This window comes from Stenotrophomonas forensis (genome assembly GCF_028752115.1).
GTDB lineage: Bacteria > Pseudomonadota > Gammaproteobacteria > Xanthomonadales > Xanthomonadaceae > Stenotrophomonas > Stenotrophomonas forensis.
Genome location: NZ_CP082270.1, coordinates 3,440,665 through 3,453,239 on the forward strand (window position 1 = coordinate 3,440,665; position 12,575 = coordinate 3,453,239).

The window sequence follows — 12,575 nt, forward strand, 5'->3', positions numbered from 1 at the left end:
TTGGAACTACATGAAATACGTAAGCAACACCGCACGTCGCAACACGCTCGCCGTCGCCCTGATTTCCGCTCTGATGGCCGCCGCCCCGGCAATGGCCCAGGACAAGGCGACCAACCTGGACAAGATCACCGTCACCGGTTCGCTGATCCCGCAGACCCAGGTTGAAACCCAGACCCCGGTGATGTCCATCACCGCCGAAGACATCCAGACCCGCGGCTTCAGCAGCGTTGCTGAAGTGCTGCAGCAGTCGTCGCTGACCACCGGCGGCCTGCAGGGCGGCCAGACCTCGGGTTCGTTCACCCAGGGCGCCGAAGCAGCCGGCATGTTCGGCCTGAACCCGGGCTACACCAAGTACCTGATCAACGGCCGCCCGATGCTCTCGTATCCGGCGCTGTACAACGGCAGCGACACCTTCAACAACATCAGCGGCATTCCGATCGACATCGTCGAGCGCATCGAAGTGCTGCCGGGTGGCCAGTCCTCGCTGTACGGCTCGGACGCCATCGCCGGTGTGGTCAACATCATCCTGAAGGAGCGCATGGACGGCGGCACGATGACCGTCCGTGGCGGCACCTACACCGAAGGCGGCGGCAGCAACATCCGCTTCAGCGCAGCCAAGGGCTTCAACGCGTTCGACGACCGCTTCCACGCGCTGGTCAACGTGCAGATCGAAAACGGCAGCCCGATCTGGGGCTACCAGCGTGACATCACCAAGCAGAACAACCCGGTCGGCTACACCGCACAGGTGCCGTCGAACGACTTCGCCGTCATCACCAACGCAGACAACAAGCTGCTGATGATGGATCCGAGCCGCTGCGCCAACGTCGCAGGCCTGTACGACGGCACCACCGTTGTCGGCAAGCGCACCTCGGGCGAGTCCTGCGGTTCGGTGTACAGCGCCGGCTACAAGACCCTGAAGAACGGCAAGAACAGCGGCCAGTTCTACTCGTCGATGACCTTCGACGTGAACGACAACTTCCAGCTGTTCGCCGACGTGCTGTACAGCAAGGAAAAGACCGAATTCACCTCCGGCTCCAGCGCCCTGTGGTGGGGCACCAAGTCGGTCATGGGTGGCTTCTATGACCAGGGCATCGGCAAGGTCGTCAACCTGCAGCGCGCCTTCGCACCGGAAGAAATCGGCCCGGGCCACTACAACAACATCCTGAACTCCGATGAGAGCCGCGCCTACCAGGTCACCCTGGGCGGCAAGGGCATGGTCGGCGACTGGGATTACAGCGCCAGCTTCACCCGCGGCGAATACCGCCTGGACCAGAACCGCTTCGTGCGCTTCAAGGACAAGATCGAGGACTTCTTCGGCCAGACCGTGCTGGGCCCGCGCCTGGGCACCTACACCGATCCGAAGGACCCGACTGCCACGTTCGGCATCTACAACCCGAACTACGCTGCGTTCTACTCGCCGATCACCCCGGACCAGTTCGCCAGCTTCACCGGCTACGGCACCCACCGCAGCAAGACCTGGCAGAACCTGGGTCGCGTGCAGGTGACCAACGGCTCGCTGTTCAGCCTGCCGGGCGGCGACGCCGGCCTGGCCGTCGTCCTGGAAGGCGGCAGCGAAGGTTGGGACTACTCGCCGGACCAGGCCTTCATCGATGGCAACGTGTGGGGCACCACCGCCGTCGCCGGCGCCGGTCACCGCAGCAACTACGCGGTCACCAGCGAACTGCGCATGCCGCTGTTCGAGAAGCTGACCGTCAGCGCCTCGGGCCGCTATGACGCGTTCAAGATCGCCGACAAGACCGTCGACAAGGCCACCTACAGCATCGGCCTGGAATTCCGTCCGATCGAAAGCCTGCTGCTGCGCGGCAAGTACGGCACCGCCTTCCGTGCACCGACCCTGTCCGATGCGTTCCAGGGCATGAGCGGCTCGTACTCATCCGGCCAGAACGATTACTACCGTTGCAGCCAGCTGGGCTACGCGCTGCGTGACGAGGCCTGCTCGTTCTACAAGAACACCTCGGTGTACAGCGAAAAGTCCGGCAACCCGGACCTGAAGCCGATCACCGCCGACGTGTGGAGCGCAGGCGTGGTGTGGGCCCCGGTGAGCAACTTCTCGCTGTCGGCCGACTACTACAACTGGAAGATCAAGAACGAGGTCAAGACCCTGAGCACCGACCAGCTGCTGCTGGCCGAGTACCAGTGCCGCAACGGCCTGCCGAACAACACCTCGGCCAGCTGCCAGAACGTGACCGACTGGGTGTCCCGCGATGCCGGTGGCAACCTGACCCGCGTGTACACGCCGAAGCTGAACGTTGCCAGCCAGAACCTGGAAGCGGTGACCGTGGCGGCGAAGTACCAGCAGGATATCGGCCGCTTCGGCTCGCTGATGTTCTCCGGCAACTACACCAACATGCTCAAGCGTGAAGTGCAGCCGATGCCGGGCGCCGCCAAGCTCGACCTGCTGAGCGATCCGTACAACATGTGGTACTACGACAACTTCGCCAAGGTCCGTGGCGATCTGTCGGTGGCCTGGAACATCGCCAAGTTCACCACCACCGTGTACGCCAACTACGTCGGCAGCACCCCGAACTACCTGGCCTACACCGGCCGCAGCTACGGCTACGTCCACTCTTCCGGCGCCAAGGCGGGCAAGTGGGGTTCGTACACCACGTACAACCTGAGCATGAACTACCAGGCACAGGACGATCTGGTGCTGTCGCTGATGGTCAACAACGTGTTCAACAAGCTGCCGGAAGGCCAGCGCTACAACTACCCGGGCAACGAATCGACCCCGTTCAATGACGGCTTCTACAGCGTCTACGGCCGCCAGATCTCGGCCCAGGTCAAGTACAACTTCTGATCCCGTCGTTTTCCGGACTTCGTGTCTGGACCAGGCCCCGCTTCGGCGGGGCCTTTTTTTTGCCTGGGAAAACCGGTCAGAAAATGAAAGGGCGTCCCGATTGTTAATGACCGATCATTTTGCATTCATTCATTTCGCCAGATTCAGCAAAACAGGACAATATCCGCAAATTGTTGTTTTCAAAGAACACATCCACAGAACTGTGACAAAGCCAGTCAAATGCGGTTACACATCTGCGCATTTCAAGTTAAGCCCATGTTAGGTTTCAGGCACACCGCCCCGCATGCCTGCAGAGCGGCCGGACAGAAATCGAGCCCCGGGAAGGGGAAACGCGTTCTTACGATCACACGGAGTAATCGCATGTCTCGCAGTCGCTTCTTGTTCCCACGCCATCCGCTCACCTGCGCCGTGCTCAGCGGCCTGCTCCTTGCCAGCGCCAGCACCGGTGCGCTCGCGCAGGACAGCAAGAGTGCAGCCACCAACCTCGACCGGGTTACCGTCACCGGTTCGCTGATCCCGCAGACCCAGATCGAAAACCAGACGCCGGTGCTGACCATCAGCGCCGAGGCGATCCAGGCGCGCGGCTTCTCCAGCGTTGCCGAAGTGCTGCAGCAGTCCTCGCTCACTACTGGCGGCCTGCAGGGCGGCCAGACCTCCGCATCGTTCACCCAGGGCGCCGAAGCGGCCGGGATGTTCGGCCTCAACCCGGGCTACACCAAGTACCTGATCAATGGCCGCCCGATGTTGTCCTACCCGGCGCTGTACAACGGCAGCGACGCGTTCAACAACATCAGCGGCATCCCGATCGATATCGTCGACCGCATCGAAGTCCTGCCGGGCGGCCAGTCGTCGCTGTACGGTTCGGACGCCATTGCCGGCGTAGTCAACATCATCCTGAAGGAGCGCATGGACGGCGGCACGCTGAATGTCCGTGGCGGCGCCTATTCGGATGGTGGCGGCGCCAGCTTCCGGGTGAGCGGGGCAAATGGCTTCAACAGCCGCGATGATCGCTTCCGCGCGCTGGTCAACGTGCAGTACGAGAAGACCAACCCGATCTGGGGCTACCAGCGCGACATCACCAAGCAGAACAATCCGCGCGGCTATACCCGCCAGCTGCCCTCGAACGACTTCCTGGTCTTCGATGCTGACACCGATGACTTCCTGATGATGGATCCGAGCAACTGCGCCAGCGTTGCCGGGCAGTTCGATGGCACCACCATCCTGGGCACGCGCCGGGCCGGCCAGTCCTGCGGCTCGGCGTTCGGTGCCGGCTACAAGACGATCAAGAACAGCAAGGAAAGCAGCCAGTTCTATTCGGCGCTGACCTACGATGTGAATGACAACCTGCAGCTGTTCGGCGATGTGCTCTACAGCTACGAGACCGTCAAGTACAACACCGGTTCCGGCTACAACTACTGGGGCACGGACATCAGCATGGGTCCGTTCTTCGATCAGTCCAGTGGCCGCTATCTCGGCCTGCAGCGCGTATTCGCCCCCGAAGACATCGGCGGTGGCGGCTACCGCGACATCATGAATACCGACCGCAGCAAGTCCTACCAGGTCACGCTGGGCGCACGCGGTGCGATCGGCAGCAACTGGGACTACGAGGCCAGCATCACCCGCGGCGAGTACAAACTGAACGAGCGTGGCTACGCGCGCTGGAACGACCCGATCAACAACTGGTTCGCCGACAACGTGCTGGGCCCGGTGCTGGGTGAGACCGACGACGGCTACAACATCTACAACCCGAACTGGGGTGCCTTCTATTCGAAGCTGCCGGAGGGCGCTTTCCAGAGCTTCACCGGTTTCACCACCAGCCGCAGCCGCACCTGGCAGACCCAGACCCGCGCCCAGCTCACCAACAGTTCGCTGTTCAAGCTGCCCGGTGGCGACGCTGGCTTCGCCGCCGTGGTTGAAGGCGGCAGCGAAGGCTGGACCTACACCCCGGATGCGCGCCTGACCGACGGCACGGTGTTCGCCACCACTGCCGTGGCGGGCAACGGCCATCGCAGCAACTATGCGGTGACTGGCGAGCTGCGCCTGCCCCTGCACGACATGCTGACGGTCACCGCCTCCGGTCGCTACGACAACTTCAAGATTGCCGGCCACACCGTCGACAAGCCGACCTACAGCATCGGCCTGGAGTTCCGTCCGTTTGAAAGCCTGCTGGTCCGCGGCAAGTACGGCACTGCGTTCCGCGCACCCTCCCTGCCCGACGCCTTCCAGGGCAAGAGCGGTTACTACGCCAATGGCTCCAAGGACTACTACCGCTGCGGCCAGCTCGGTTTCGATCCGTCCAACACGGTCGATTGCCGCTACGGCAGCGTGTCGGTGTTCGGCACGCAGTCGGGCAATCCGGAGCTGAAGCCGATCACTGCCGACGTATGGAACGCGGGCCTGGTCTGGGCGCCGATCAGCAATCTCTCCGTGTCGCTGGACTACTACAACTGGAAGATCAAGAACGAGGTCAACACCCTCAGTTCCGACCAGTTGCTGCTGGCCGAGTACTACTGCCGCAACGGCCTGTCCAACACCGCCGGTGCCTCCTGCGAGGATGTGGCCAACTGGGTCACCCGTGATGCCACCGGTGCGCTGGAGGAAATCTACACGCCGAAGCTCAACGTGGCACGGCAGAACCTGGAAGCGGTGACCGCCAGTTTCAAGTACGTGCAGGACATCGGCCGCTTCGGCTCGCTGCAGTTCTCCAGCAACTACACCAACATGCTCAAGCGTGAACTGCAGCCGCAGCTCAACGACCCGTTCCTGGACCTGCTGGGCAACCCGTATGCGATGTGGGTGTACGACTCCTATGCCAAGGTCCGGGCCGACGGCTCGGTGGGCTGGGCAATCGACAGGTTCACCACCACGCTGTACTTCAACTACATCGGCCGCACGCCCAACTACATGTCCTACGTGGGACGCGGCTACGACTACGTTGACCCGACCTCCGGCTACAAGGCCGGCAAGTGGGGCTCGCACACCACGTACAACCTGAGCGTGAACTACCGCGCGATGGACAACCTGACGTTCTCGCTGATGGTCAACAACCTGTTCAACAAGGTGCCGGACAACCAGCAGCACTCCTACGCGGGCAACATCGACGTGCCGTACAACAACGCCCTGTACAACGCCTACGGGCGCGCGATCTACGTGCAGGCGCAGTACGACTTCGGCGCGAAGTAAGGCGCCCTGCCGTGCCAGAGGAGACCCCGCTTCGGCGGGGTCCGTCCTTTCCTGCACCCGGCAAGTGCGAACTGCATCACTGTTCGTACCGGGTGGCGACAGAGACCGTCTACCCGCCCTGCCCCCTGCCCAAGGCACGGGTCTTCTTGCCAGCGGCCCCTTTTCCCTTCTGTTCCCTGAACGCAACGTTCCCGCACCCAAGCAAGCGACGGTCCAGGCCGCCCGTTCAGGAAGGCTTTGCAACTTCTTTCATATCAATGAGTTGCGAAGAAATCGCGGAGAAATCAAGGCTTTGCCTACCTTGGCTTCATGACGGCCGCATGAACAGTTGACAGGCCAAGTTAAGTCTGTGTTAACTTTGGTTCATCGGCTTGTGAAGCCGGTGAGAAGTGGGCTACAGCCCATCAGGGACGGCGGCAAGCCTCCAGGGAGCCGACCGATGTTTGATTCATCAGGGGATCTACACATGACCATCCGCAAGGCGCTCAGCCGCCACCCGCTGAGCTTTGCGCTCACCACGGCCCTGCTGGCCACCGGCATCGCTCCGGCCTTCGCCCAGGAAGCTGGCAACGAAGCAGGCGGCAAGAACGCAACCAATCTCGACCGCGTCTCGGTGGTCGGCTCACGCATCAAGCGCTCTGATGTCGAAGGCCCGGCGCCGGTGACCGTGATCACCCGCACCGACATCGACCGCGAAGGTTTCCAGACCGTCGGTGACATGCTGCAGACGCTGACCCAGAACACCACGTCGTCCTTCACCGGCGACCTGGCCGTTACCGGCTTCACCCCCAATGCCCAGGTGGTCAACCTGCGCAACCTTGGCCCCGGCTACACGCTGACCCTGGTCAACGGCCGCCGCCCGGCGCAGTACCCGCAGCCGTACAACCGCGACAACAACGTCGCCAACATCAACTCGATCCCGAGCAGCATCGTCGAGCGCGTGGAAGTGCTGACCGGTGGTGCATCGGCCATTTACGGCTCCGACGCCGTGGCGGGCGTGGTCAACATCGTGCTGCGTGAGCACTACGACGGCAACCTGGTGCGCGTGACCGCCGGCACGACTGCCGAAGGCGGCGGTGACACGGTCAACGTGGAACTGACCGGTGGCCGTACCGGTGACCGCTGGAGCGCGGTGTGGGCGCTGCAGTACAGCGACCGCGAGCCGGTGTTCGCCAGCCAGCGCAAGTGGCTGTCCGACCTGCGCGAGGGTCCGCTGGGCAGTACGGCGACCCCGAACCTTTCGATGGCCGTCATTCGTGGCCTGGCCTCCGCCAATGGCCCGCTCAACCACAACGTCCTGTACCCGGGCCAGGAGAAGTGCGACGCACTGGGCTTCGACACGGTCACCACCGCGTCCCGCGGCAAGTACTGCGGCTCATACACCAGCAACGCCGCCCGTTCGATCTCCAACAAGCGCCAGTTCTACTCGGCCTACGGTTACGGTACCTTCGACTTCACCGATACCACCCAGGGCTTCGCCAGCGTCAACTACTACACCACCAAGGCCAAGGCCAGCGCGGGTACGGAGTTCTGGGCGACGTCGGGCGACCGCTTCAACCAGACCAGTGCCGGTGCAGCCACCCAGTACTTCTGGGACCCGAACCTGAAGGATATGGTGTCGCTGCAGCGCATCTTCACTCCGCAGGAGCTGGGCGGCAACGAAGCAGCCAGCACCCTGTATGACGAGTACACCTACGACTTCAACGTCGGTGTGCGTGGCAACTTCGCCGACCGCTTCGACTGGGAAGCCAGCGCCGGTTACGGCTACTACGACTACAAGATGGATCGCCCGCGCCTGCTCGCGCAGGCCGTGCATGACTACTTCCTCGGCCCACGCCTGGGCTACCTCAACTCCACCGGCGGTACCACCGGCAACGCGATCTATCCGGTCTACGCCTTGAACCAGGATCGCTGGACGTCGCCGATCACGCCGGACATCTACCGCTCGTTCTCGACGCGCGTGATCAACCGTTCGGAGACCAGCGTCGCCAACGCCAACTTCAACGTCAGTGGCGATCTGTTCGATCTGCCGGCCGGCGCCCTCGGCTTCGCGGGTGTGCTGGAATGGAACCGGCAGAAGATGGACATGGTCAGCGATCCGCGCACCGATCAGTTGCGTCCGATCGACAGCCAGACCATCTACAACCTGACCAGCTCGGGCGAAACCCACGGTACCCGCGACCGCTACGCCATTGGTGCGGAGTTCCGCGTGCCGATCTTCAGCAGCCTCAGCGCCAACGCCGCGGCCCGCTATGACAAGTACGACGACATCTCGTCGGTCGATGCGGCCACCACCTACAACTTCGGCCTGGAATGGCGTCCGTTCAGCAACCTGCTGGTGCGCGGCAGCTACGCCACCAGCTTCCGCGCCCCGGACATGCAGCTGATCTACGCACAGGGTGCGGCGTCCTACACCACCGAGCTCGACGAGTATGCGTGCCGCTCGGGTACCGGTGCCGGCGCAGCGCAGGGTCCGCGTACCCGTGCCGCCTGTAATGCCACCGCCAACGATCCGACCAAGTACTCGGTGCAGACCCTGGTGGCAGGCAACCCCAACCTGACCGAAGAGAAGGGCAAGTCGTGGGGCGCGGGCTTCGTGTGGGACGTGACCGATGGCATGTCGCTGACGGTTGACTACTACCGCATCCGCCTGGAAGACGCCGCTGCGCAGCTCAGCAACGACTACCTGCTGCGCTCCGACGCCGCCTGCCGCCTGGGCAGCACCAGCGACCCGTCGCGCCCGATGCCGAGCGCTGCACTGTGCTCGCAGCTGTCGACCCTGATCACCCGCGTCAACCAGCCGGACGCTCCGGACAACGGCCGCATCAGCCGCATCAACAATGCTTACATCAACACCGCGCTGCAGGACACCAGCGGCATCGATGCCAGCTACAAGTACAACCTGGACACCGATCGCTGGGGTCGCTTCAACTTCGACCTGGGCTATTCGCTGACCCTGACCAACAAGTACAAGCAGCTGAAGGATGAGCCGCTGATCGACTACCGCGATCTGCCGCCGGAGTACTGGAACCCGGAACGCAGCCGCGCCCGCGGCAGCGTCACCTGGTCCAAGGGCGACTGGGCAACCACCGTGTTCGGTACCCGCTACGGCTCGGCATTCAGCAGCCTTGACACGGCGGGCACCAACAGCGCGGGCGGCTACTACCCGCGTCGCCTGCCGCCGTTCTTCCTGTGGAACCTGAGCGTTGGCAAGAAGTTCGGCGAGAACGTGCTGGCAACCTTCCAGGTGGTCAACGTGTTCGACAACCAGTACCGCAAGGACAACAGCCGTACCGCCTATCCGTTCTATGACCCGTTCATTGGCGCCGACCCGCTGGGCCGTCGCTTCTACATGAGCCTGCAGTACAAGTTCTGATCATCTGCGGATGATGTAAGCACGGATGGAAAGCCCGGGCACGTACCGGGCTTTCCTTTTTTTGAATGCGGTGAACGCGATCACCGCAGCGGACAAGGAACCTGCCCATGCAGAAGATGTCGAAGCTGTTCACCCCGCTGGCCATTGCCATGGCTGCGCTGCTGCCACCGGCCACGTTTGCCGCGCCGTCGTCCACGCCTTACTCGATCGAAGACTTCGTCAAGCACGCGACGTTCAATTCCGCCCGGATCTCGCCCAATGGCGACTACCTGGCGATCAGCGTCGACCTGGGCGAACAGGATGTGCTGACCATCCTGCGCACCAGCGATCTGAAGGTACTGAAGGTCAACCAGCTGCCCGACAAGAAGAGTGTCGGTGCGTTCCACTGGATCTCTCCCCAGCGGCTGATGTTCAATGCCGTGAAGAAGCAGGGCGGGTATGCGCAGCCGTTCCCCACCGGCGAATGGTTCGCCGTCAACGCCGACGGCAGCCAGGCGCGGCCGGTGATCTTCTACGGCACCCGCGATGCCACCCAACGCAGCAAGAGCGTGGGCAACGAATCGTACTCGCTGCTCGATACTCTGCGCGGCGATGACCAGAACGTGATCATGCAGGTGCGCTACCCGCGGTCGTCCGAGGGCGCGGGAACCCAGGTGGTCAGCGTGGACACCATCAGCGGCCGGCGTACCCCGTTGGCACGCGCGCCCAAGGAGAACTGCGATATCGCACTGGATGCCGGCAAGGAGCCGCGCTTCGCCGTGTGCAGTTCCAGCCGCGACGAAAGCGGCGAATACGATGAACGAAGCGAACTCTATCGGCGCGATGGCAGCAACTGGACGCTGATCAACGCATCCAAGTCCGATGGCCAGCACCTGCGCGTGTTGCGCACCACCGCTGACGGCACGGTCTACGCTGAGCAGGATGATGGCAAGGCACCGGCCGCCGTGGGTACGCTGGATACGGCCACCGGCCAGTTCAAGCGACTGTTCCAGGACCCGGTCACCGAAGTCTCGCAGCTGATGTGGAGCACCGACGACAAGCAGCTGATCGGCGTGGTCAATCAGGCCGGCAGCCCGAAGGTCACGCTGGTCCAGGAAGACCATCCGGATGCGGCGTTGTACCAGTCGCTGGCCAACGCGTTCCCGGGGCAGATGGTGCAGTTTTCCAGCTATACCGATGATGGCGCCAAGATCCTGCTCTCGGTATACAGCGACACCAATCCGGGCGAGCTGTACCTGTTCGACCGCGCCAGCGGCCAAGCTCGGTTCCTGCTGCAGGGGCGTGACTGGCTCGATCCGAAGCGCATGGCTACGGTGAAACCGTTCATGGTCCAGGCGCGCGACGGCCGCCAGCTGCATGGCTATCTGACCCTGCCCAAGGGAGGCGAAGGCAAGCGCCTGCCGATGATCGTCAACCCGCACGGCGGCCCGATCGGACCGCGCGACAACTGGGGCTTCAATCCCGAAGCGCAGCTGCTGGCCAGCCGCGGCTACGCGGTGCTGCAGGTCAATTTCCGTGGCTCGGGCGGCTATGGCAAGGCCTTCGAGGAAGCCGGCCACAAGCAGTGGGCCGACGGCATCCAGAATGACATCCTCGATGCGACCCACTGGGCGATCGACCAGGGCGTGGCCGACAAGGATCGACTGTGCATCTACGGTGGCAGTTTCGGCGGTTATTCCGCGCTGATGGCGCCGATCCGTGAGCCTGGCCTGTTCAAGTGCGCTTTTGGCTACGTCGGCGTATACGACGTGGACATGCTGTTCAAGAAGGGCGACATTCCGCAGCGCGAATCCGGACTGCGTTACCTGCGTCGAACCCATGGCACCGACGTCGCCGAGTGGACCAAGGCCTCTCCGGCCCGCCGCGCCGCAGAAGTGAAGATTCCGGTGTTCCTGGCCGCCGGCGCGCGTGATGTGCGTGCGGTGCCCGAGCAGACCGAACTGATGGCCAAGGCCCTCACCGAAGTCGGCAATGCCCCGGAGGGCGTGATCATCCAGTCTGGCGAAATGCACGGCTTCTACGAGGTGCCGGCACGCGTGAACCTGTATACGAAGATGCTGGACTTCTTTGGTCGCCATATCGGCAGCGGCGCCGCTGCCGGGGCCAGCAGCCCCTAGCGCACCGGGAGGAGGGGGCCGCCCGCCCCCTCCCCCTTGCTTTTGGCATAGTGACCAACGCCGCATGCAGAGTGTCCCGCACTGGAAGGACCTTTCATCCATGGGCCTCTACGATTCGATCAAGGAAAGATGAACATGAAATCCCGCACCTCCCTGCTGGCACCGCTGCTGCTCGCGCTGGCTGTGCCTGTCACGTCCCTCGCCGCGCCTCCGGCCCCCCAGGCGCCTTCGGCGTTGCCGTCCGATCCCACCGAAGACCCGTTGCTGATCAGCGCAGGATTCCTCAATGGCCATCCCGACCTTCGCTTCCGCATGCTGGGCATGGAAAAGCAGCGTGCCAACGACCTGCAGGCGGCCTTCGGCTTCTTCCAGCGCGCGGGCTTCTACGGCGACAAGGTGTCACAGGCGATGGTTGCCGAAATGCTGTGGAACGGCACGGGCACCGCGGTGAACCGCCCGCTGGCCTATGCCTGGATGGATCTCGCTGCGGAGCGTGGCTACAAGGGCTTCCTCGAGCTGCGTGAACGCTACTGGGCCGCGCTCAGCGAGGCCGAGCGGGTCCAGGCCGTGACCGAGGGCGAAGCCGTCTATGCGCGCTTCGGCGATGCTGCTGCGGAACCCCGCCTGGCGTTGGCCATGCGCCGCGAGCAGAAGCGCATGACCGGCAGTCGCACCGGTTTCGCCGGCAACGTGAAGATCCTCGTACCCGGTCCGAACGGCACCACCGAACAGATCGATGGCACCAAGTTCTACGACAGCCGCTATTGGGATCCCGCGCAGTACCGCCAGTGGCAGGACACCATCTGGTCGACGCCGCGGGTGGCACGTGTCGACGTCGGCAGCGTGACACAGCTGCCTGCGGAACCGGGCCGCCCGTCCCGCATTCCGGAGGTGGCTCCGCAGCCGGATGCCCCGGAGCCGAAGACCGACGATGCTCAGCCACAACCGATTCCGGAACAACACTGACCCGCCTGCCGGCGCGGACAGGCGCGGCCAGTGTGCCGATCCTGCCCGGTTGCTGCCCTACCGGTGCCTGTACAGGCACCCTTGCCAAGCGCCATGACCTTCGACACCCTTGCGG

Annotated in this window: 5 protein-coding genes; all 5 read left to right on the forward strand. The window is 63.5% G+C overall.

The genetic code is table 11. The features are described from left to right. The first annotated feature begins 10 nt into the window (after nt 1–10). The 5 genes from K5L94_RS16005 to K5L94_RS16025 all read left to right on the forward strand — a co-directional run bounded on the left by K5L94_RS16005 (nt 11) and on the right by K5L94_RS16025 (nt 12,460). Nucleotides 11–2,818: a TonB-dependent receptor plug domain-containing protein gene (locus K5L94_RS16005; RefSeq protein WP_049457781.1), complete on the forward strand. Its 2,808-nt coding sequence runs from the start codon at nt 11–13 to the stop codon at nt 2,816–2,818. Nucleotides 2,819–3,178: 360 nt separating this feature from the next. Further along, complete coding sequence (locus K5L94_RS16010; protein ID WP_274510856.1) at nt 3,179–6,001, forward strand: TonB-dependent receptor domain-containing protein; 2,823 nt, start codon at nt 3,179–3,181, stop codon at nt 5,999–6,001. A gap of 466 nt (nt 6,002–6,467) precedes the next feature. Then, entirely contained in the window at nt 6,468–9,377 is a 2,910-nt protein-coding gene (locus tag K5L94_RS16015) for a TonB-dependent receptor domain-containing protein (protein ID WP_053450414.1), read from the forward strand. A 107-nt stretch (nt 9,378–9,484) separates the two neighbouring features. Further along, nucleotides 9,485–11,494 (forward strand): alpha/beta hydrolase family protein, encoded by a 2,010-nt coding sequence (locus tag K5L94_RS16020; RefSeq protein WP_274510857.1) that lies wholly within the window; start codon nt 9,485–9,487, stop codon nt 11,492–11,494. A 135-nt stretch (nt 11,495–11,629) separates the two neighbouring features. Then, nucleotides 11,630–12,460, forward strand: a complete 831-nt coding sequence (locus tag K5L94_RS16025; RefSeq protein WP_053450415.1) for an SEL1-like repeat protein — start codon at nt 11,630–11,632, stop codon at nt 12,458–12,460. Nucleotides 12,461–12,575 lie beyond the last annotated feature (115 nt).